This window comes from Candidatus Neomarinimicrobiota bacterium (assembly GCA_022573815.1).
Taxonomy (GTDB): Bacteria; Fidelibacterota; SORT01; order SORT01; family SORT01; genus JACZTG01.
Genome location: JACZTG010000013.1, coordinates 1 through 20,583 on the forward strand (window position 1 = coordinate 1; position 20,583 = coordinate 20,583).

Consider the following 20,583-nt stretch of genomic DNA (forward strand, 5'->3'; position numbering starts at 1 on the left):
AATTTTCAGATGCGGAATAACGCTCTGCTCAAATTCAAGCGCTTTCTCCGCTGTAGTCATTTGGCTCTGCGCAGATGAATATGAAAAAAGCAGTGCGATTATGACAGAAGCTATATGGCTGCGTTTCATTCTCATATAAAACTTTTCAGGTAATTATAAGATTATTTGGTAAGCTATAGCCCTCAATATGAAAAGTCAAGTAAATGGAAAAAACGCTTTGTATTTAATGCAATAGTGGAGTACATAGAATAACTGAAATGCTCATTGTAGCGGTAATTTCAATCTTACACAGATAATGTGTATTACTTTTATCAATTAAAATCAGAAGGATAAAATATGGATCTTTTATCAATAGCAACTTTTGTACATCTTCTCGCCGCAAGCGCGTGGTTAGGAGGAATGATTTACATCAATTTAGTATTTATGCCAATGCTTAAAACAGTTGAACCTCCCGCGGCAGGACATTTGATGCGGGAAAACGGAAAACGATTCCCGATACTTGGTTGGACAAGTGTGGGATTGCTTATTATCACGGGCGTGATGCAACTAAACACCGATGCGGTTTTCGATTTTTCAACAGATTACGGGACTTTTCTCACTCTGAAATTGATCACCATCGCATTGATGATAACTATCGGGCTTTACATAACTTTTTTGTTATATCCGAAATTCAAGAAATTAGCCCCGTCCGAAGGAGCTGCTCCTACGCCTGAGTTTATGAAATTGCAGAAACGGTTACCGCTTCTTGCGAAGATCAATATGTCATTAGGAATATTAGTTCTGTTTTTTGTAGCGCTGATTATCTGAAACTGTTGATAGAAATTATGTGCGGGTTAGGGTTTTCCCCTCCTTTTTAAGGAGGGGTGAATTTTGGCGAAGCCGAAAGAAGGGGTGGTTCACGAAGTGCGGGTTAGGGCTTGCCTGTCCCGCCAATGGCGGTGGCCCTGACCGCAAAATAAATCGTCCGTCATTGCGAGGAGTCGCAGACGACGCGGCAATCTCTATTTTCCCCTACTGTTTTAAGGATGGGATTAAGGCGCAGTCCCACAGTATGCGGGGGGTGGTTCACGAAGTGCGGGTTAGGGCTTGCCTGTCCCGCCAATGGCGGTGGCCCTGACCGCACATAATATCCCTCTCCCCTTGAGGGGAGTGTCCGTCATCTGATGGACGAGGGGTGTGACTTAACCTAATAAAAATAAATATCCACTATTGCAGAATCATACCCTCTCCCGATTATTCGGGACAAAAGACGGGGTGTGTCCTAATTTAGGTATCCAAATATTACTTTATGAGGAAAGTCTGAGATTCTTTCGCTACCCGCCTGACATCTGTCGGGCAGGCGCTCAGAATGACGAATAGCTCGTGCTATAATTAGGATTTTTCGATCCCGCCAATGGCGGCGAATACTGACTACGCAAAACGAAAGAAGCCCCCTTTGGGGGCTTCATGTACTTCTTATCTATCAATCCGGTTTACGCCGCCGAGAGATTACTGAGTGGAATGTTTTTTCCGCCAGTCATTTGCGAATATCCATTCTGTTTCTCCAGGTAGTTGAAAATACCAATCCCTCCATCCATTTCTATAGTTTTGAGTAATTAAATATGAAGCACTAGACAATGAGGTACCGGTTCCCTTATTCTCAACAATTACTGAATCCCCCCTAATATATCCATCATATCTGATTCTTTTGTACATCATCTTACATTTTGTACCATCAGGGGGAAGTTTTCTTTCATTCGACATTTGTTTAACCTCAGGTTTAGTTGCAGGACTCAAATTAAATACTTTTCTGAGCACATCATCTGCAGTATCTCCAAATTTACCTACTTTAACCATTTCATCCCAAACTTCTTGAGATATTTCAATTGGTATCATTCGTTTATGCTCCTTATAATAGCTATACTTGCTAATTATGCCTAAGAATACTATGTGATTTACGTAATGTCAAGAGGTATTTTAAGTATTTTTGTTTTATCATAAAAAAAGCCCCATCAATTAAGACGGGGCTTCCTCTACTCACTATCTGCCTATCCGGATTACGCCGCCGAGAGATTACTCAGTTTCGCAAGCGCTTTCTTAGAATAGAGCGCAAGCCCTGTGTACATCTTAACTCGCCGAAGCGTAGCGTCTTTCGTCTCCGAAAGGAACGGAACGCTCACCCGAATTCCCGGGTCGTGGTCGGAAGGCGAAAGACCCACGAGTCCTTCTCCTTCGCCGTAAACTCCCGCATAAATGCGATGTTTGCCCGAACCGTTGTTCACCGTTTCAGTACCGATGAAGTCGTTCCTGAAAATCGGAATCCCGTCGTAAGAGTGAATTTTCTGAGTTCCCCTTGCGCCCGTTATCGGGTCGAGGAATCCGAGTTCCACTTCTTCGTTGCTGAATCCCTGAGCGCGAACGAGAGCTCTGAACTTCCGTCTCATAGTTGCGTTCATCAGGATGAAATCAACCTCGCCGTCTCTTGCCGTCACCTGATCTATCAGTTGATCGAGCAACGCAAGCGTCAGCGAACCGCCGGAGGTCGTGGAGCTCGCTTCAATAACCTGCGATGCGTCAACAAGGCTGGAGATTCCCGAAAACTGCGGAAATGTTCCCGTCCCTGTGATGATAGCGTCTTTCCACTTCCTGCCGATTGCTTTTGATTTCAGTTCGGTTTGAAGTCCCATCTGATCGTTTATGCTGGACATCGCCACCTGTTCGAAATCATCCACTTCAACATCTCCCACGATCCTGCCTAACGGGTAGGTATCCTGAGTCACTGTTGCCCCGGTGGAATTTGTATTGCTGTTTATATCAACGAATGCGCTTCCCGATTCGGTCAGCTCCCTGTTGATGACCAGCGTTTTTGCGTTCGTGGGGACGAACGGAAGAGTGTTTGCGAAGAGGTCAACCGTGAGGATGTGCTTCGCTACTCCCTGTATTAGCTGGTTCTGAGTTAATAGCGCAGCCTGCGCCATTGTCAATGATGCCATAATTATTTATCCCATTCTGGAATTTTACCCCCGTGCCAGAGTTTCCCCTTGCTCTGCATGTCGGCTTCGATCTGCTGGAAACCGCCATCGGAATAAACACCGCTGATATCCTTTGCGATGCTTCCGCCTTTTGCCGGCGTAGCCCGTCCGCCTTTCCCGCCGGAACCGCGGTTCCCGGAACTGCTGACGTAATGAGGACGCTCGGAAAGATAGCCCTCGATAAAAGTTTTTAAGTCCATCGGCTTCCCGTCGCCTGAGAGCAGCGGTTCTCCGGATGTAGAATTCAGAGGTATCACATCTCCATCTTCACTCAGCCCTATCATCCCGCTTGACTGCAATATGAGCCAGATATCGTTGGGCGAGATAGCGTTTGCCTCCGCTAACTTGCTCACGACTTCGTTCCGCTTCTTTGACTCCCGGTTGGAATTCCGGAGCCGCTCAAGTTCCAGCTTGGCGTTTTTTGTCTCTTCAGATTGCTTCTTGATAGCGCTTTCATATTCGACTTTCAGTTTATCCACAACTTCGTTTTCTTCCGTCGGAAATGAAGCGAGTTCTTCGTTCAGCTCGGTTATTTTTGCTTCTAATTCCGATTTCTGAACGGTGTATTCTTCTTTCAGTTTTTTCGCTTGACGGTTTAATCGTGAAGCGATTTTTTCGTCAAACTGCTCCTGCGTCATCGTGATTTTCTCTTCCGTTTTATTGGACTCGGCTAATTCCGAATTATTCTCCCCGGCTGTTTCTCCCCCGCTGCTTCCCGCCGATTCGCTTTCCGGGCTCATTCTAAGAATGTTCAATTAACGTATTTCTCCTCTGTTTCCCTAAATAATCCGATGCTGTCAGGTATCAATAATAGAGAGTTTAAAATACAATATCGTCATTGCGAGCGAAACGCGGCAATCTCGATTCTTCCCCTCCTTTTTAAGGAGGGGATTGAGGCGAAGTCCCGCAGTATGCTGGGGGTTCCTTAATTATCTCACCCCGCTATTTCATCCTCAATATCTTTAGCCTTTTCCGCGCTAACTTTCGGGAGCGCTTTCTTCGCAAGCCGTTTCATCAGCTCTGCCTCGAATGTAGGCGAAACCATCAGCGACTTCAGCTGCGCCGCTTCCTCTATCTCCTGACCTAAAGTCTTAACATCGAACTCATCGGGATAATCCACCGTGAACGGAGCGTCTTCCATCCCCTGCCATTTGAGCCAGAGCCGAACGGCGTTCCGTTCCGCTTCCTCAAAATTATCCGCTTTTTCCGCTAATACGGTTGAGGTAGAAAGCCAGTCGAACGCTTTGCTCACGCCGCTTTGCTGTTGGGACGGTTTCAGATCGAAACCCGCCTCCAACCGCGCCAACCGCTGTATCTCTTTGATGGTTGAACCTATCTCTTCCGAGAGAAATTTCAACGGCTCCGTGGGCGGGCTCATCCATTCGGGCGGATGACTCGCGCTGTCGGGATATTCGAAGATCGTCCGCTCCGAAACGGAAATGTCTCCGCTCTCTCCGCCCGGCACCTGCGGATTCCGCAGCATGGGAAACGCGGCGTTAAATGCGAATTGGTCAATGAGCGAACCGAGATTGAAAATCCGTTTGTTCAAGTACGCAATGTCGTTCAGCGCGCTGATTCCTGAGAACGGACTGTTTTTCTTCTTCCTGTTCAGAACAGGCACGATAGGAACTTCACCTAACGGATTATCCCCTGAGGCGATACTTTTTCCGTCCGAATTAATAAGTGTCCACCTGTCGCGGAACCAGATTTTATAACGAATTTTATCGCCACCGCTTTCCTCGAACGGGTCGGAAGAAACACTTCTGTCAATCTCTTTCAGCTTCACCCAATAAGGCATACCGTATTCATCCAATTCCCAATCCACAACGTCCCACGGATAATAATGAATGAAGAAAGGCGAACCGGATTCTATCTCGTCCGCTAATGAAATCGTATCGCTGTTCGGCTTGTCCACGACTATAAATGTTTGCCCGAGAGCCATCGCCGCCGCCTGCACCTCACGCCTGAATTCGGACAGAGAATCGTTCCGATTGTTCACATCAGCCGTGAATTCCGCCCACGCGCCCGCCGGTTTCGGTACATCCACGATAGGCGCCTGCTTGTTCAGATGAGCGATATACGTATCGATTATGGCGCCGCAATAATTAACATAAAACGCCCGCTCCTGCCGCCGCTGATAGACAGCCGTGTCTTCCCGCGGATGCTGAATCAGGTTGCCCCCTGTTATGTAGTCCGCTCCGCCCTCGTACGATTGCCAGAAAAAATCCCAGAACCTGCTGTTAGCGTCGTAATCGCTGTGTGTCTTTTTGAGTGTCGCATTGTTTATAGCCATATTATTTCCTCATATTTCAATTATTGTGCGGGTTAGGGCTTGCCCTGACTGCACTTGATTATTCCTCTCCTATATGCCGAATTTGTCAGGTGGAAAGTGTGATACATAAGTTCCCCTCCTTTCTAAGGAGGGGATAAAGGGGTGGTTCACATTAAGTACGAGTCAGGATTTATCTGACTGTTCTAAGAATATTCTTTCCTAATAAACGAGAATTATCAGATGGCAGATAACCTCCTCCCTCGAGGGAGGTGTTGTTAAATAGCCCGAGGTGTGATTCTGAAATTCACTCAATATTCTCCTGCATCGGATGATCACACCCCTCCCCTCTGCGAGGTACTCCCCTCAAGGGGAGAGATTATATTCCCCTCCTTTCTAAGGAGGGGATAAAGGGGTGGTTTTCATTAAGTACGAGTCAGGATTTATCTGACTGCTCTAAGAATATTCTCTCCTAATAAACGAGATTTTTCAGGTGGCAGATAACCTCCTCCCTCGAGGGAGGTGTTGTTAAATAGCCCGAGGTGTGATTCTGAAATTCACTCAATATTCTCCTGCATCGGACTATCACACCCCTCCCCTCTGCGAGGTACTCCCCTCAAGGGGAGAGATTATATTCCCCTCCTTTCTAAGGAGGGGATAAAGGCGCAGTCCCGCAGTATGCGGGGGGGGGGTCTATTATATGCGAGTCAGGATTTACCTGTCCCGCCAAAGACGGTGGTTCTGACAGCACTTGGGGGTTAGCCGCTTCTGAATTCTAATTGTAATTGATAAATGTTTTGTTCGCATTTCATAACCCTTAATATAATTAGGTTAGGTTACAGATTGTTTCAACATCCCTTCTTCTTCCGAAAAGGAGCAACTGATCATTGAGATTCATAATAGTTGAAGGTGTCGGCATTTCGTCGATAAATCCGTCGTTATTCGCCTTCCTTATCAGCAGTACCTGAACATTATATTTACTGCGAATTCTTAAATCCTGAATAGATTTATTAACAAATTCTGTTGGCGTATTGATTCTTGCCATTAGAAAACCGGGAATAACCTCCGTTTTTTCATGAGCATATTGATGCACATATTTCATTGAGGAAGCCAAATGGCTTGTACTCTGTGATTGAATAAGCATTTCCTGGTATTCCCGCAAAATATCTTGACGCAATACTTGTCCTGTTAATTTCCCCTCATTATTCACCACGGGGATTGCCATTAAATCGGAATCTAACATGAGCCGTAAGACCTCATGAATAGGGACGTGGTCATTGATTTTTGGGAAGTTTGCGTTATAAACGTCCTTGGCTACTGTTGTGTCCGGGATTTCCTCCAATCGATTCAAAAAACGCCTTACCATGCCTTGCGTGATAATCCCGGTCAGTTTCTTATTCTCATCACACACATAAAATACAAAGTGATTACTTCGTGACATCCTCTTAAGTAGCTCTTCGAAAGGCGCATCTTCCCGAACGATTTCCAAAAGTTGTTGCTTTATATTTTCTACTCGCAACTTATCCAAAACATTAATTGCTGTCCCGCCATGAATATCAACACCGCGTCGTTTTAATTTGATAGTATATATATTACCATCAAGCATCCGGGTAGTGATGATAGTAGCAATAATACTTGAAATCATGAGCGGAAGTATAATCTCATAATCGGATGTCATTTCAAAAATTATAAGAATCGCTGTGATGGGCGCTTGTGTTGTAGCAGCAACCAAAGCCGCCATTCCAACCAAAGCGTATGCCCCTGAAGATGCGGCGATATCAGGGTAATATGAATGGAAAATACTACCTAAGAATCCTCCAAGCATAGATCCAATGAAAAGTGAGGGTGCAAAAATGCCACCGGAAGCCCCGAATCCCAAGGAAAGGCTGGTGGCGAATATCTTACCGAATAACAACGCGCCGGCGAGAAAATATGTGATATTGCCATTCAACACAAGTTCCATGGACTCATACCCCACACCTAAGACCTCCGGCATGAATAATGCCGTGAGTCCTAAAATGCCGCCACCGATAAGAGCCTTGATAGCAATCGGGATATTCCACTTATCAAATAAATCCTCAGAAATATACAAGCTCCGAACGAACAGCCAGCCGATTAACCCCGCTGTGATACCAAGTAAAATGTAAAACAGTATTTCAAAGGGAGAATTCAATAAATAATCTGGTGGAACAAATGCGGGGAAATCACCGTAATAACTTCTTGATACTATTGTTCCGAATACGGAAGCGATGATGATCGGGCCAATTGCTGCGACACTGAAATCTCCAAGAATGACTTCACTCGCAAAGATAGCTCCGGCGATAGGAGCATTAAAGGTTGCGGCTATTCCCGCTGCTGCGCCACAACCTATGAAGATCTTCATTTTTCGAGTTGACACCTGGAACAGCTGACCGAATGATGATCCAAATGCTGCTCCGATTTGAATTATTGGTCCTTCTCGACCAACAGCCGCTCCGGATCCTATTGAGAGAGCGGATACTACGGCTTTTACCATAACTATTCTCATCCTGATAAAGCCATTTTTCGTTGCCACGGCATCTATAACTTCCGGAACGCCGTGTCCCTTTGCTTCTTTGGCTGAGCGAGAAACAATGAATGCCACAATAATTCCAACAATAGCCGGAATAGCAATCTTTAAATAAAGAGGTGATGAACGTATTACGTCTATAAACGGACCTTGACCCCAAAGTATTGTTCTGAATAAATCAATAAGAATCCTGAATCCAATAGAAATATAGCCGGTTGCCACGCCAATAATGACCGCAGCTAGGATCAAAAATAGTTGATCGAAAGACTTTATTCGATGGAGGGTGTTTTGAATATAAGAGTAAATCAAATTCTACCAATCAACATAACGGCGAACCTTGTAAATGTTTTCTTTCATCTTAGAAAAATGAATAATAGGTAACTCGTCCCCGTACGTTTTCAATGGCTCTACACATATATTTATTTTAAGTTAAGAGATACTTTTCTGGGTTTCAACTCCTATTATTCTCAGATCTTCCGTATCAACTTTGCTCAATGTCCAAGAAACATATGAGTTTCAAAACACAATATCTGTGCTTCATAAAACGATCAATTATTTAACAACTCGCTTGTCCCACCAAAGGAGGCGATCCTGACCGTTCTTGATCGCTTCTCTCCTAATAAACAAGATTTTTCAGGTGGAAGATAACCTCCTCCCTCGAGGGAGGTGTCACGTAGTGACGGAGGGTGTGATCTTACTTCTATCTCAGTTTCTTTCCTGCCGGTGTCGGTCACACCCCTCCCCTCTGCGAGGTACTCCCCTCAAGGGGAGAGATTATATTCCCCCTCTATCAAGAGGGGTAGCCGATCCTTTGGAAATCTTATAACAAAAGGCTGGGGTGTATAAAGGACATCACACGATCACTATTAAAGGTTAGTAGATCGCCTCGTCGTTACCCTTCTGGCAAAGACGTGCTGGTTGGGGCTTGCCCCGACAGCAGGTCTATGCGAATGAACATTTATGCGAGCGAAGTAATTTCAATATTGAAATGCACGATTGAAATATCCCCCTAATAAATCTTACTCGCCGCTTCGCTCCCTCTGTGCTTTATACTCCACCGGTGCGAGAGCTGCCAGAAAGCCAGCGCAAGCGAGATCACACAGTCGTCGTGGAAACCCGACGACGCTCCGTATCTGATATTCCCGTGTGGCGAGATCTGATACCCGAACTTTTCAAGTTCGTTCTGAAGTTCCGCTTGCACGGGAAAAGTGACGCTCTTCTTATCAATACCTATTGACAGATTGATTATAAGTTTCCGTTTGCTCTCATTTGTAAACAGATACGGAAGAACGCGGATCTTATGCACAAGGTCGTCATAGATCGGGTCGCCCACGCCTGTTACATCCATAAGCACCTGCGCGCTGTAACGCCGGGCGATGTTTACTATCCTCGCCTTTTGGAATGTGTAGTCCAGCCTGTTGAATCTGTCGAAATGAACGAGATGCCCCGCGTGATTCAGAACCGTGATGACCGTGTAATCCTCATGTTTGGCCAGGTCAACTCCCATGACGTACTTTTTTCCGAACTCCGGCGGCTCAAAATCTCCCATAACGCACTCGCGGATGTTGCGGAACACACTCCCCGAATCATCAAGAAACTCTGCGAGGAATTCCTGCCGGAAAGTCTCTTCCGACATCTGCTTCTTAATCCGCTCCAGCTCCTCCTTTTTGACATACGGATTTTCGGATGTGGGAGCGTTAAAACTTTCCCAATCTGACCATTCCTCGTCTTCGGACTTCCCGTGAAGATAGAGGTCATTGAACCAGCTCTGATTCCCCAGTGGCGTTCCGATGAAGAGCGCCCATCCCTCGTGATCCGCTAAAGATGGTCGCAGCACGTAATCCCAGGCGTTCTTGTCAATGAGAGCCGCCTCGTCCATGACCAGCCCTGTCAGCCCTTCGCCCCGCAGACTGTTTGGATTACTTCCTGTGCGAAAATAAATCCTGCTCCCGTTTTCCAAAGTAAGAAATTTGGGTGTTGTTAGCCGCTGTTTGAATATCAGTTCTTCAGGAACGCTGCTCGTGAGAATCCACCAGCCTTTTTCTACCGCCTCGTAATCGGGACCCACCCACCAGTAAACTCCCGGTACTCGTTGGGCAGCTTCGAACAGCTCGTGGACGGCGAATGTTGTCTTCCCCCAACGCCTCCCCATTACGGCAACGCGGAACCGGGCTAACGATTTCCGGAGACGCTTCTGTCCTTTATGAGGTTTGTAATATAGCATAAACAAATCTCCCCAATTGAGGGGGGTGGCTCCTCAGGAGTCGGAGCGTGTGATATCGAAACATATTCCAATATTTCGATTTTTCAGGATTACACCCCTCCCCTCTGCGAGGTACTCCCCTCAAGGGGAGAGTTAAATCGTGCGGGTCAGGATTTAGCCTGAACGTAAGTTATTCTTCCCCTCCTTTCTAAGGAGGGGACTGAGGGGTGGTTTTCCATTTAAGAGCGAATAAGGATTTATCCTGATAGAATATTTCCGAGATTGCCGCGTCGTCTTAGACTCCTCGCGATGACTAATATTATTTTTTATTTCTTAAACTTCCACCATTCGAGAACCGCTTTCAAAAGATCGAGTGATTCTTCCGCTATCTCCCGCCACTCGTTGGCAGTTATAGTTCTCCCGCCTTCCGACTCGCCTGCCTTGGCGATCTTAACCTTGCCGAAAAGCTCTTTCGCCTCTTTGATTACGTTCCTGATCTGTTTCCATTTGAAAACACCCGCCGCTATCAATCCCGCGGAGAGCAGATATCCGATAATTGTAATCATACTAAATTCCTTCTGTTAGATGAGTCCCCCGCCTATAATTCTTCTTCGCTGTCAGGCTCGAACATCCCGGTTTCGCCTACCTTCAAAGTCTCTATCGTTTTTTGAAATGACTCGTGGACGGTCTGCTTTCTGACGCCGAGCATTTCGCCTATCTCCTCGAATGTGAATCCTTTGGCGCGCAGCAGAAATATCTCTACCTGCCGTTCGGTGAGTTTTCGTGCGTTATTGATGAATTCGCACAGATGTTTCGTCATTAATTTGTAAAATCGGTTTGCCGATTCCGATTCGGCTAACGCTGTGGTATAATTCTGTTTTTCGGTTATGAAATGTAGTGACATCGGACTTCCTCCTTTCCGGCTGTGCCGGGACGTTGAACGAAGTTCCGTGAGTGGTCACTTCTCTGAGTGCGGGTTAGGGCTTGCCTGCCCCGCCAATGGCGGTGGCCCTGACCGCATTATTCATTTATTATTTAGCTTTATCTATATAGCGTAACACCGTGAGTGGTAGTTAGTTATATCTGTTTTATAATATCTTCCTTTGGGATAAAAAGCCAGCCGTGGCGCAGCCGAAACTCGAACCATTGGAATATCCCCTTTCGAACTTTGCAATGGTAATCTTCGTTATCTAAAGTCCAATTCGAGTGTTCGCCGTCCTCTTTCCAGAGCCGTTTCACGTTCTCAAAGTGGATTTGCTCGATAGCGGTCATTTCGGCAGCCATTCCCCCAATTCAAAATTAAATTTGTGCGTCTCGTCCATTCCTCTCTGTTCTCCGGCGGCTAATAGTATGCTGTTTCGTTTCGCCCGCAGCCGCCGGCAATGGCTCACGATTGCGTAAGCGGCCGGCATCTTTCGCGGCGATTCAAGACACGCGTCGGTTATCGCCTCCGCGACTATATCGCTTTTAAACTTGTCCAATAAGTCAGTGTAAACTCTTGCCCGTTCTCTGTTCTCAGCGAGAATGTGAGCTGCTCCGAATTTAAAAGTCACCCCATACGTGTAGAACAGATCGCGCACCTGCCGCGCTACCTTTATTTCCATACTCACGAGCTCTCTCTTTTTAGAAGCTGAACTTGAAGCTGAAAGAGACTGTTACATCGGCGTTTCATCTGCGTTACGCGGCCGTTACCATAATATCTTGTAAGGTGTTGATATTTCATTGCTTACCTCTGAGTCTGAATCGCCTGACCCGCTCGTTCTCATTCTCTCGCTGTTCTTCTTCCCTGATCATTCTGCGCGAAATAATGGTGAGTTGACCGTGGTAAAACCGAAACTTTCCCACATTATGTTCTCTTAATTCCGAGATGATTTTCTCTAATTCCGAAGGAGTGCATCCGGTTACGTTTGCCCATGACCTGACCGATTGTCGTTTCCGACCTCTATCATTTGAGAAATGCAATTGCCCCATAATCCGCATCCACGCTCCCACAGCTCTGAGGGATAACGCTCTCGTGTCCCTGTCGAAGTCCATCCAGTAGAACATTGAAGCGGGCCGTTTACCCATCTGTCTTCTGAATGTTCAATATCTATTTCTGCCTGAAGGCATATTGTCCAATACCGTCTCCAATTTGTTGGCCGCATTGGACATTACGCTGTCACACGCGCTGTTCATCGCTTTCAGCGCTCTCGCATTTCCGCTCTCTTCAGAGCCATCGGCATAATTATAGATAGCGCGGTCGAACTCATCGCTTTCGAATATCAGATCTTTGATAGACTCGGCGAAATGTTCCGAAAAACCCAATCCGGATAGAAATTCGATCCTTCTGCTGACTCCCATCCGTTGATAGTTCAGCAGAGAAACAGGCGGTTCGGCATCTCCGCTCAGGATTTCTTCTAACCACCGTTCGTATGAGAGCGGGAGGTTCATTCTTCCCTTTTCGAGTGAAACCTGATGCCGATGAACACGCCGAGAATCAGCGGAGCCGCGATAGTCCAGAAGTCTAATGCGAACCGTTCAATTCCGTTCATCGGGACCTCTTACGCCAAATTGCTTGCAAATAGAGGGAAAATGTATTACTTTACATCTGTTCGTTAATATGTAACTAAATAAAGGTATATGTAATGTTATCATACACAATTGTAACGTTAACCTTACATAATGTCAAGTATTATTCTTGTTTTACAATAATAATGTAATCATTTATGACTAAATATACTTCTAAACAATTGAATATTATAGGCTTAAACCTGTCACTTATACTAAGGTTCGCGAAAAAAACTCAGCAGAATCTCGCCGACGAAATGGGAAAATCACGGCAGGCGGTGAGTGCATGGGTCACCGGAAGTCGAATGAAATCACAATCTCTGACTGAACTAACTCAGGTATTGAGTCGCTGGCTCGGAGTTCAGATAAAATCCGATGATATTCTGTCGCAAGGGTTTTCAGAGACGCTTATCTCAAGCTTTAATAGCACCGGAATTGTGCACGACCCTTCATACGCCCGCGCTCCCCTCTCCGTTGAGGAATATATTCAGAAAAATATGAAGTTAGATAACCTCGATGAGCACGACGAAGCGTTTCTGCGCAGTATATATAGTCGCGGTAGCAAACTTGACAATGTACCCGAAAGCAGTATTCGCAACATCCTCCTTTCATTCCGGGAAAACGCCAAAGAGCAGTGGATTTCGGGGTCAAAATAGCCGAAGAGTACGGCTTTACTCTCTTAGCGGTTGATCTCGACAAAGGCTTACGCGGTTGTGTCTCAGTCTCAAGCGGAATCAAACTCATCATCATCAACAGTAACGACCGACCTGAACGGCAGAACTTTACCGTAGCCCATGAGATAGGTCATTTCGCTTTGAATCACTTCGAGACCGAAAAGCAGACCTGGGAGCAGGAAGAAGAAGCGAACCTTTTCGCCGCAGACCTTCTCCTTGATCCGGCTGAGCTTCGCGGAAAAGCGTATGATCCTATAGCCGAACTTAAAATATCCTTTCCCCACTGCTCGCACGAGGTTATCGCCCGGCAATGCCTGAAACATCGAGAAGCGGTGATGACCATCTTCGATAATTTCCATATGACCACACGGGTCAACTCCCCTCTGATGAACCGGCAAGGCTCTATTCCGCTACATGATTACGAATTCGACAGCGTGAAAATTTGCCTGAAGAAACGCGCTCGGCTCCACCGCCGCAACAGCGAGATGGAATGCTGGGCGAATTATATAGAAGACCCGCCCGGAACGAAGTTCCGCCGCGTTATCCTCTTCACCGAAGCCCGCACAGAAAGCCGGGATGAGTAAAGATTATCCGAAAAAGGAGAATTTATATCCTCTCTCCTTGAGAGGAATGACCTATCCTAACAGAAAATATATTGAGATTGCTGACCGATCACACCCTCCGTCACTTCGTGACACCTCCCTCAAGGGAGGAGATAGGATGCGTGAATAAATTTATATCCTCTCCCCTTGAGGGGAGTGTCCGGCTAGCCGGACGAGGGGTGTGACTGATCCTCTCGTCAAAAATAACATGATAATCAAATATAATCCAAAACTAAAAGCAATTTCCCACAAACTTAGGAAGAATTCAACCAGAGCGGAAATTTACTTGTGGGACGTACTTAAAAATAAAAAACTAATGGGATACGCTTTTAAAAGACAGAAGCCTATAGGGAATTATATAGTTGATTTTTTTGCCCCAAAATTGAATTTGGTTATAGAAATTGATGGTATTACCCATGACTTTAAAATTGAAGATGATAAAATTAGGCAAGAATTTCTTCAATCCATATCATTGACTGTATTAAGATTCAGAGAATCTGATGTTAAAAACAATTTAGATAGTGTTATCTCATCCATCAAACAATGGATTGATAAGAACCATGGATAAAATCCTCCTTCTCCCCCTTCGAGGGGGGTGGCTCCGTAGGAGTCGGGGGGTGTGACCTATCCTAACAGAAAATATATTGAGATTGCTGACTGATCACACCTTCCCTGCCTGAGCTATGTCAAGCGGGGGGTGTGACCGTTCGGTGATGATAATTTTTGAGAGAAAATCAGAATTACACCCTCCGTCACTTCGTGACACCTCCCTCAAGGGAGGAGGTAGGATGCGTGAATAAATTTATATCCTCTCCCCTTGAGGGGAGTGTCCGGCTAGCCGGACGAGGGGTGTGATTGATCCTCCTTTCAAAAATAACATGATAATCAAATATAATCCCAAACTAATTCCTCTTGCTAGAAAGATGAGAAAAAATCCAACTCGCGGTGAATCTATGCTATGGAATCAGCTTAGAAAAAATAAATATTTTAAGAATTTTCATTTTACACAACAAAAACCTATAGGCGAGTTTATAGTTGATTTTTATTCTGCAAAACTGAAACTAGTGATTGAAGTCGATGGTGCCACACATAACTATAAAATTAGTGAAGACAATATAAGACAAAATTATATTGAGTCATTATCTTTGAGAGTAGTGCTATTTATGGATTCAGACGTAAAAAACAATCTTAATGGGGTAATAATCTATCTTGAAAATTGGATTAAGGAGAATAAATTATAAATTCTCCTCCATTGAGGGTGGAGTGTGACCTATCCTAACAGAAAATATATTGAGATTGCTGACTGATCACACCTTCCATGCCTGAGCTATGTCAAGCGGGGTGTGTGACCGCTCGGTGATGATAATTTTGGAGAGAAAATCAGAATTACACCCTCTGTCACTTCGTGATACCTCCCTCCAGGGAGGAGATTGAAATTTACCATTTAATCACGGCGGTCGGGGCAAGCCCTAACCCGCACAAGAATCAGTCCAGCGCTCTGCCTATCGCTTTGATATACTCGGGTTCTTTGACTATTTCGTTATAAGAGAAGAAGATGAAATCGTTTATACCGCGCGATTTCGTTTTATAGATTTTGCTTTCCACATCGAAATGATTCTGATTAAACGCTCCGATTCCCATGATGAGCTTATCCGGCGGGACGACTTTAAGAATCTCTTCCACATTGGACATAAACTGTGTGAGGTCGGCGTTGTAGTTCATCGGAACGGCGTAATCCAGCGAGCCTTCCCGAATCCATTTGACCCAATTCTGATAGTTCCTGTCTATTGCCGATACCGGATTCGGTTTCACGGCGGCTGTGAGAAGAACGTTTTTTCCCGACGAATTTATGAGCGACCGAATCCCCTCAACGAGTGAGCTGATGCTGCGGAGTCTATAGCTGGTCCACTGCCTGTGAAACGCCTTAACGCTTTCCGGGCCTATGATTTCGCTGATTTCTTTTCCGTTTTCGATAAAAATCTCCGGGTCAACGCCTGTCTCCATCCTGAAATTATTCAGCGTTCCCTCATTATAGCCGTATTCCGGGCCGGGATACCGCACATAATCGAGATGAAGACCGTCCAGAGGATAATTATCCAATAGTTCATCGAACACGGTCAGCAGATATTTTTCCACTTCGGGATTACCGGGAGCAAGAAATACTCCCTCCGAACCTTGCAGTCGGAACTGCCGCCGGCTCTTCTTCGCGTCAATGACTTCACCGTACGCCTTAGCCGTCCATTCGGGATGAACGTTCAGCAGATGTTTTCTCGATTTCGGTTTTTTGTCGGAAGACCAGAGCAGATATACGTTTACCCATGCGTGCACTTTGATATTCTGCTTATGCGCCTGAGTGATGAGTTCTTTCAGCGGGTCAAAATTCCTTCCGCGAACCTGAGGAGCTTTGACGACGATGCGACTGTTGTAATATGCGTCACCTCTCCCCCGCACCTGCGCGAAGATGTGATTGAAGCCGAATTTGCTCGCTGTATCCACTATCTCGGTAACGCTCTTTTTGCTGACAAGCCTGTCGCGTATGACCCAAAACGCTTTGATATGGTTGTTATCCGGTAGTTGAGCGGCTGCGTTTGTCGTTAGAATGGCGATAAATAGAAAAGGCAGCATAGCTATGCTGCCTTTTTGAAAACGGCGGAACTTAATCTTATTTTCCGGCTGTGACTTTTCTAAGTTTATCTTTAATACCTTCTTTCTTCTCCGATTTCTTCTCTTCCTGTTCCGGCTTTTCCATATCAACGAGTTCAAGAATCGACAACGGCGCACCGTCACCCTGACGGAATCCGAGTTTGATTACGCGCGTATATCCGCCCTGTCGTTCGGCAAAATGCGGCGCTATCTCGTCAAAAAGCATTTTGACTATATCCTTATTCGGAATAAAACTCAGCACGTGCCTTCTCGCTGCGAGAGTTCCCTTTTTCCCAAAAGTGATAAGTCGTTCGGCCAGCCTTCTCGCTTCTTTCGCTTTCGGATGTGTCGTCTTTATCTTTTTATGCAGAAAGAGAGAGGCGACCATATTATTGAGCATCGCTCTCCGATGGCTGGGTGTCCTTCCGAGTTTCTTCTTTTTATTCCGATGTCTCATGATTAAAAGTCGTCATCTCCGAGGTATCGATTAACGTCCATGTCGAAATTAAGTCCCAACTCGCCCAGCTTTTGCTGGAGTTCTAAGAGAGATTTTCTTCCGAAGTTTTTAAATTTAAGCATTTCATGTTCGCTCTTGGAAACCAGATCTCCGAGAATATTTATCTCTGCCACTTTAAGGCAATTGTGCGATCTGACAGAAAGTTCCAGCTCGTCTATGCTTCGCAGGAGTTGTTTCCTGGTGCGAGCCATATCTTCTTCCTCTTCACGCGGTTCATCGAATTTATCTTCGATTTCCGAGGTGATGAACAGATTCAGATGATTGCGAAGAACTTTTGCTGCATGGCTCACCGCATCGTCGGGAGTTATACTTCCGTCCGTTTCCACGTCAATCGTGAGATTCTCGAAATCTGATTTACCTTCGACTCTTGCGGATTCGACTTCATATTTCACGAATTTAACGGGTGTGAAAATCGAGTCGATATAAATTGTGCCGATTGGAGATTCAGCTTTCTTATTTTTGTCTGCCGGAACGTATCCTCTGCCTCTTTCGATCCGTAGTTCGAGAGTGAAGTTCGCGTCCTCATTTAGAGTGGCAAGGTGAAGATCGGGATTCAGAATTTCTATATTAGCGGAGCCTTTCATAATATCGCCCGCTGTTAGAGTTCCTTTCCCTTTTACGTCGATGCTGACTTTTTCAACGTTTCCTTCGAGCATTTTCAGCCGTACCTCTTTCAGGTTGAGAATGAAATCGGACACATCTTCAACTACGCCGGTGATGGTGGAAAATTCATGATTTACACCGTCAATTTTTATGGAGATTATCGCTGATCCCGGAATAGAGTTCAGCAATGCGCGTCTGAGCGAATTGCCGAGTGTTTTGCCGTACCCTTTTTCCAGCGGTCCGAGAAATAAAGTCCCTTTTGTTGTGGAGTATGTACTTTCGTCTATCTGCACGCCCTCGGGCAATTTTACTGTCATATTATTCATTATATGTTCCTATGCTACTTTGAGTAAAGTTCAACTACTAATTGTTCTTTTACGTTAAGCGGAATTTGTTCTCTTTCAGGAATTTCAATTACCCTTCCGAACATTCCCGCTTTGTCTAATTCAAGCCACGGAGTGGCGTTTTCTGTCTTCACGCGCCTCATAGATGCGTGAATTACCTCCATCTTTTTCGCTTTTTCACGAACTTCCACGCTGTCTCCCCGGCGTGTCAGATAAGAGGGAATGTTAACCGTTTTTCCGTTAACGCTGAAGTGGCGATGACTGATAAGCTGTCTTGCGGCGCTTCGTGACGGAGCGAATCCGAGCCTGTAAACCACGTTATCGAGTCTGCTCTCCAACAGAAGAAGAAGGTTGGTTCCTGTAACGCCTTTCATCCTGTCGGCTTTCTTGTAATATTTCCTGAACTGTTTTTCAAATAATCCGTAAATCCGTTTTATCTTTTGTTTCTCGCGAAGCTGCACTCCGTAATCGGAGAGTCTGGTTCTTCTTCTGCTCTGTCCGTGCTGACCGGGAATAAATCCACGGTTTTCAAACGGACATTTGGTCGTCATACATTTTGAGCCTTTGAGAAAAAGTTTTTCGCCTTCTCTGCGGCACAGCTTACAAACGGGACCTGTATATCTACCCATAAAGCCCCCTACACCCTTCGTCTTTTCGGAGGTCGGCATCCGTTATGAGGAATCGGAGTAACGTCCTTGATCGAGATAATTTCTAATCCCGCAGCTTCTAACGATCTGATGGCGGATTCTCTTCCGCCGCCGGGACCTTTCACCCGGACTTCAACTCTTGCGAGTCCGAGATCAATCGCTTCTTTGGCTGCCATTTCGCCGGCAAGCTGCGCTGCGAACGGAGTGTTTTTACGCGAACCTTTGTAGCCCGCTCTTCCTGCGGTAGACCATGATATTACGTTTCCGTAAATATCCGTCAATGTGACCATAGTGTTATTATAAGTCGCTTTAATGTGCGCGATGCCGTTAGCATCTACTTTTGCTTTTTTCTTCTTACGACCTTTTTTCGGTGCTGCCAAATTGCCTCCTGCTTCACTGTTTTAAATTTACTTGAGCACTACCTTTTTCTTACCTACGATAGACCTTCTCTTTCCTTTACGGGTTCGCGCGTTAGTGCTCGTTCGTTGACCGTGCACCGGCAGACCGCGACGATGTCTTATTCCTTTATACGAACCGATATCCATAAGCCTTTTGATGTTCATAGTAACATCAGTTCTCAGAGTACCTTCGATGGCGTAATTATCTGAGATTATCTCGCGAATCTGTGATACCTCTTTGTCAGTGAGGGTGTTGGTTCTCACTTCCGGATCAATATTGGCGGCTGTCAGAACGTCCAACGCCCTTGCCGGACCGATGCCGTAAAGATAGGTGAGAGATATTTTTATCTTCTTCTCACGCGGTATATCTACGCCTGCTATTCGTGCCACTTCTTTTCCTCCTTGTCAGACCAATATCGGGCTGGCTTGTCAGACCAACGCCGCTGGCTGGTCCGCCTATCCCTGACGCTGTTTATGTTTCGGATTAGTGCAAATGACACGCACAACGCCTTTACGCTTAATAATTTTGCAATTGTCACAAATCTTTTTAACCGATGCTCTTACTTTCATAATTCTCTCCGCCTATTTATGGCGATAGGTTATTCTCCCTCTTGTCAGGTCGTATGGCGAAAGTTCCACCGTCACCTTATCACCGGGCAGTATTTTTATGTAGTGCATTCTCATTTTCCCCGAAATATGAGCAAGCACTCCATGGCCATTTTCCAACTCCACCTTAAACGTTGCGTTCGGCAGCGTTTCAAGTATTTTGCCTTCAACTTCTATGCCCGGTTCTTTAGCCATAATCCCTAATTACCCTCCAATTCTAATGCTTTGCCGTTGGTAAGTATTTCCGGTCCGCTGTTCGTTATCGCTATCGTATGTTCGAAATGAGCGGCAGGTTTTCCGTCTTTTGCCAGGACCGTCCAACCATCCGAATCCGTTATTACATCAGGCGATTCCATAGTGAACATCGGTTCAATCGCGAGAACCATTCCCTCTTCAAGTTTTTCACCCGAATTGCCGTCAACGAAATTCGGCACTTTCGGCTCTTCGTGGAGCGATTTGCCGATGCCGTGTCCCACTAACTGTCGAATGACGGAAAATCCGTTCGATTCGGCATATTCCTGAATCGCCCGTGATATATCGCCGATACTGTTTCCGATGGTCGCCTTCTCAATACCCAATTGTAAAGCCTTCTCGGTCACGTTGATCAGTTTATTGATACGATCGTCCACTTTACCGATTGCGAACGTTTTCGCCGAATCAGTATTATATCCGTCAACGTTGACGCCGATATCTATGCTGACAATTTCGCCTTCCTTCAATTCCCTCTCACTCGGAATTCCGTGTACAACCTGGGAATCTATTGATGAACAAATGCTTTTTGGGAATCCCTGAAACCCTTTGAACGAAGGTGTTCCGCCTCTGCTCGTAATAAATTCCTCTACCATAGCATCAATCTCGTCCGTCCGGATGCCGGGACGCAATTCGCGTTCCACCAATTCCATCGCCGCGTGAAGAATCTTTCCCGCTTTACGGATAGTAAGTATCTCTTCTTTTGTCTTCAGGTTTATCAA

General features: G+C 45.7%; 26 protein-coding genes. 5 read left to right on the top strand and 21 right to left on the bottom strand.

What is annotated here, in order from left to right; translation table 11 throughout:
• Positions 1-336 precede the first annotated feature (336 nt).
• Positions 337-807 (top strand): DUF4149 domain-containing protein, encoded by a 471-nt coding sequence (locus IIB39_06610; protein MCH8928373.1) that lies wholly within the window; start codon positions 337-339, stop codon positions 805-807.
• A gap of 681 nt (positions 808-1,488) precedes the next feature.
• Here the strand turns inward: IIB39_06610 and IIB39_06615 are convergent.
• From IIB39_06615 to IIB39_06670, 12 genes are all read right to left on the bottom strand, one after another.
• Positions 1,489-1,875, bottom strand: coding sequence for a hypothetical protein (locus tag IIB39_06615; protein ID MCH8928374.1), 387 nt, complete (start codon positions 1,873-1,875; stop codon positions 1,489-1,491).
• A 161-nt stretch (positions 1,876-2,036) separates the two neighbouring features.
• Positions 2,037-2,972, bottom strand: a complete 936-nt coding sequence (locus IIB39_06620) for a phage major capsid protein (protein ID MCH8928375.1) — start codon at positions 2,970-2,972, stop codon at positions 2,037-2,039.
• Between the two features lie 2 nt (positions 2,973-2,974).
• Positions 2,975-3,766, bottom strand: coding sequence for a hypothetical protein (locus IIB39_06625; protein MCH8928376.1), 792 nt, complete (start codon positions 3,764-3,766; stop codon positions 2,975-2,977).
• Positions 3,767-3,945: 179 nt separating this feature from the next.
• Positions 3,946-5,304, bottom strand: a complete 1,359-nt coding sequence (locus tag IIB39_06630) for a hypothetical protein (GenBank protein ID MCH8928377.1) — start codon at positions 5,302-5,304, stop codon at positions 3,946-3,948.
• Positions 5,305-6,106: 802 nt separating this feature from the next.
• The gene (locus tag IIB39_06635; protein MCH8928378.1) at positions 6,107-8,077 is read right to left on the bottom strand and encodes a chloride channel protein; all 1,971 of its coding nucleotides are present in this window, start codon (positions 8,075-8,077) and stop codon (positions 6,107-6,109) included.
• A 760-nt stretch (positions 8,078-8,837) separates the two neighbouring features.
• Complete coding sequence (locus IIB39_06640) at positions 8,838-10,052, bottom strand: hypothetical protein (GenBank protein ID MCH8928379.1); 1,215 nt, start codon at positions 10,050-10,052, stop codon at positions 8,838-8,840.
• 305 nt (positions 10,053-10,357) lie between these two features.
• Positions 10,358-10,597 carry a hypothetical protein gene (locus IIB39_06645; protein ID MCH8928380.1) on the bottom strand — a complete coding sequence of 80 codons (240 nt, stop codon included), beginning with the start codon at positions 10,595-10,597 and terminating at the stop codon, positions 10,358-10,360.
• A gap of 32 nt (positions 10,598-10,629) precedes the next feature.
• Positions 10,630-10,935, bottom strand: a complete 306-nt coding sequence (locus IIB39_06650; protein MCH8928381.1) for a hypothetical protein — start codon at positions 10,933-10,935, stop codon at positions 10,630-10,632.
• Between the two features lie 173 nt (positions 10,936-11,108).
• Positions 11,109-11,315 carry a hypothetical protein gene (locus IIB39_06655; protein ID MCH8928382.1) on the bottom strand — a complete coding sequence of 69 codons (207 nt, stop codon included), beginning with the start codon at positions 11,313-11,315 and terminating at the stop codon, positions 11,109-11,111.
• Positions 11,300-11,635 (bottom strand): hypothetical protein, encoded by a 336-nt coding sequence (locus IIB39_06660; GenBank protein ID MCH8928383.1) that lies wholly within the window; start codon positions 11,633-11,635, stop codon positions 11,300-11,302. The genes IIB39_06655 and IIB39_06660 overlap by 16 nt, the downstream gene beginning before the upstream one ends.
• Before the next feature lie 115 nt (positions 11,636-11,750).
• On the bottom strand, positions 11,751-12,098 hold the full coding sequence (locus tag IIB39_06665) for a hypothetical protein (protein MCH8928384.1): 348 nt from the start codon (positions 12,096-12,098) through the stop codon (positions 11,751-11,753).
• A 15-nt stretch (positions 12,099-12,113) separates the two neighbouring features.
• Positions 12,114-12,461 carry a hypothetical protein gene (locus tag IIB39_06670; protein MCH8928385.1) on the bottom strand — a complete coding sequence of 116 codons (348 nt, stop codon included), beginning with the start codon at positions 12,459-12,461 and terminating at the stop codon, positions 12,114-12,116.
• 275 nt (positions 12,462-12,736) lie between these two features.
• Between IIB39_06670 and IIB39_06675 the strand changes: the two genes are divergently transcribed.
• The 4 genes from IIB39_06675 to IIB39_06690 all read left to right on the top strand — a co-directional run bounded on the left by IIB39_06675 (position 12,737) and on the right by IIB39_06690 (position 15,095).
• Positions 12,737-13,234 carry a hypothetical protein gene (locus tag IIB39_06675; GenBank protein ID MCH8928386.1) on the top strand — a complete coding sequence of 166 codons (498 nt, stop codon included), beginning with the start codon at positions 12,737-12,739 and terminating at the stop codon, positions 13,232-13,234.
• The gene (locus IIB39_06680; GenBank protein MCH8928387.1) at positions 13,213-13,836 is read left to right on the top strand and encodes an ImmA/IrrE family metallo-endopeptidase; all 624 of its coding nucleotides are present in this window, start codon (positions 13,213-13,215) and stop codon (positions 13,834-13,836) included. Before IIB39_06675 ends, IIB39_06680 begins: the two co-directional genes overlap by 22 nt.
• A 226-nt stretch (positions 13,837-14,062) precedes the next feature.
• Positions 14,063-14,422, top strand: coding sequence for an endonuclease domain-containing protein (locus IIB39_06685; GenBank protein MCH8928388.1), 360 nt, complete (start codon positions 14,063-14,065; stop codon positions 14,420-14,422).
• 310 nt (positions 14,423-14,732) lie between these two features.
• The gene (locus IIB39_06690) at positions 14,733-15,095 is read left to right on the top strand and encodes an endonuclease domain-containing protein (GenBank protein ID MCH8928389.1); all 363 of its coding nucleotides are present in this window, start codon (positions 14,733-14,735) and stop codon (positions 15,093-15,095) included.
• Positions 15,096-15,339: 244 nt separating this feature from the next.
• Here the strand turns inward: IIB39_06690 and IIB39_06695 are convergent, their stop codons facing one another.
• The 9 genes from IIB39_06695 to map form a co-directional block, all read right to left on the bottom strand.
• Positions 15,340-16,479, bottom strand: coding sequence for a family 10 glycosylhydrolase (locus IIB39_06695; GenBank protein ID MCH8928390.1), 1,140 nt, complete (start codon positions 16,477-16,479; stop codon positions 15,340-15,342).
• 37 nt (positions 16,480-16,516) lie between these two features.
• Positions 16,517-16,954 (bottom strand): 50S ribosomal protein L17, encoded by a 438-nt coding sequence (rplQ, locus tag IIB39_06700; GenBank protein ID MCH8928391.1) that lies wholly within the window; start codon positions 16,952-16,954, stop codon positions 16,517-16,519.
• Between the two features lie 2 nt (positions 16,955-16,956).
• Entirely contained in the window at positions 16,957-17,943 is a 987-nt protein-coding gene (locus IIB39_06705) for a DNA-directed RNA polymerase subunit alpha (GenBank protein MCH8928392.1), read from the bottom strand.
• Between the two features lie 14 nt (positions 17,944-17,957).
• A complete protein-coding gene (gene rpsD, locus IIB39_06710; protein ID MCH8928393.1) occupies positions 17,958-18,590 on the bottom strand; it encodes a 30S ribosomal protein S4 in 633 nt (210 codons plus the stop codon).
• 8 nt (positions 18,591-18,598) lie between these two features.
• Positions 18,599-18,988 carry a 30S ribosomal protein S11 gene (gene rpsK / locus IIB39_06715; GenBank protein ID MCH8928394.1) on the bottom strand — a complete coding sequence of 130 codons (390 nt, stop codon included), beginning with the start codon at positions 18,986-18,988 and terminating at the stop codon, positions 18,599-18,601.
• Positions 18,989-19,015: 27 nt separating this feature from the next.
• Entirely contained in the window at positions 19,016-19,396 is a 381-nt protein-coding gene (gene rpsM / locus IIB39_06720; GenBank protein MCH8928395.1) for a 30S ribosomal protein S13, read from the bottom strand.
• A gap of 66 nt (positions 19,397-19,462) precedes the next feature.
• Positions 19,463-19,576: a 50S ribosomal protein L36 gene (gene rpmJ / locus IIB39_06725; GenBank protein MCH8928396.1), complete on the bottom strand. Its 114-nt coding sequence runs from the start codon at positions 19,574-19,576 to the stop codon at positions 19,463-19,465.
• Positions 19,577-19,588: 12 nt separating this feature from the next.
• Positions 19,589-19,807, bottom strand: coding sequence for a translation initiation factor IF-1 (gene infA / locus IIB39_06730; protein MCH8928397.1), 219 nt, complete (start codon positions 19,805-19,807; stop codon positions 19,589-19,591).
• Positions 19,808-19,812: 5 nt separating this feature from the next.
• Positions 19,813-20,583 (bottom strand): type I methionyl aminopeptidase, encoded by a 771-nt coding sequence (map, locus tag IIB39_06735; protein MCH8928398.1) that lies wholly within the window; start codon positions 20,581-20,583, stop codon positions 19,813-19,815.

Excerpts from the sequence above, each read along its gene's own strand:
- IIB39_06685 (MCH8928388.1), top strand. The coding sequence starts at position 14,063 with ATGATAATCAAATATAATCCAAAACTAAAAGCAATTTCCCACAAACTT.
- IIB39_06705 (MCH8928392.1), bottom strand. The coding sequence starts at position 17,943 with ATGAATAATATGACAGTAAAATTGCCCGAGGGCGTGCAGATAGACGAA.
- rpmJ (MCH8928396.1), bottom strand. The coding sequence starts at position 19,576 with ATGAAAGTAAGAGCATCGGTTAAAAAGATTTGTGACAATTGCAAAATT.
- IIB39_06675 (MCH8928386.1), top strand. The coding sequence starts at position 12,737 with ATGACTAAATATACTTCTAAACAATTGAATATTATAGGCTTAAACCTG.
- IIB39_06665 (MCH8928384.1), bottom strand. The coding sequence starts at position 12,098 with ATGGGTAAACGGCCCGCTTCAATGTTCTACTGGATGGACTTCGACAGG.
- IIB39_06655 (MCH8928382.1), bottom strand. The coding sequence starts at position 11,315 with ATGGCTGCCGAAATGACCGCTATCGAGCAAATCCACTTTGAGAACGTG.
- IIB39_06650 (MCH8928381.1), bottom strand. The coding sequence starts at position 10,935 with ATGTCACTACATTTCATAACCGAAAAACAGAATTATACCACAGCGTTA.
- IIB39_06620 (MCH8928375.1), bottom strand. The coding sequence starts at position 2,972 with ATGGCATCATTGACAATGGCGCAGGCTGCGCTATTAACTCAGAACCAG.
- IIB39_06610 (MCH8928373.1), top strand. The coding sequence starts at position 337 with ATGGATCTTTTATCAATAGCAACTTTTGTACATCTTCTCGCCGCAAGC.
- IIB39_06645 (MCH8928380.1), bottom strand. The coding sequence starts at position 10,597 with ATGATTACAATTATCGGATATCTGCTCTCCGCGGGATTGATAGCGGCG.
- IIB39_06660 (MCH8928383.1), bottom strand. The coding sequence starts at position 11,635 with ATGGAAATAAAGGTAGCGCGGCAGGTGCGCGATCTGTTCTACACGTAT.
- rpsD (MCH8928393.1), bottom strand. The coding sequence starts at position 18,590 with ATGGGTAGATATACAGGTCCCGTTTGTAAGCTGTGCCGCAGAGAAGGC.
- IIB39_06615 (MCH8928374.1), bottom strand. The coding sequence starts at position 1,875 with ATGATACCAATTGAAATATCTCAAGAAGTTTGGGATGAAATGGTTAAA.
- IIB39_06640 (MCH8928379.1), bottom strand. The coding sequence starts at position 10,052 with ATGCTATATTACAAACCTCATAAAGGACAGAAGCGTCTCCGGAAATCG.
- IIB39_06695 (MCH8928390.1), bottom strand. The coding sequence starts at position 16,479 with ATGCTGCCTTTTCTATTTATCGCCATTCTAACGACAAACGCAGCCGCT.
- IIB39_06670 (MCH8928385.1), bottom strand. The coding sequence starts at position 12,461 with ATGAACCTCCCGCTCTCATACGAACGGTGGTTAGAAGAAATCCTGAGC.
- infA (MCH8928397.1), bottom strand. The coding sequence starts at position 19,807 with ATGGCTAAAGAACCGGGCATAGAAGTTGAAGGCAAAATACTTGAAACG.
- rplQ (MCH8928391.1), bottom strand. The coding sequence starts at position 16,954 with ATGAGACATCGGAATAAAAAGAAGAAACTCGGAAGGACACCCAGCCAT.
- IIB39_06690 (MCH8928389.1), top strand. The coding sequence starts at position 14,733 with ATGATAATCAAATATAATCCCAAACTAATTCCTCTTGCTAGAAAGATG.
- IIB39_06630 (MCH8928377.1), bottom strand. The coding sequence starts at position 5,304 with ATGGCTATAAACAATGCGACACTCAAAAAGACACACAGCGATTACGAC.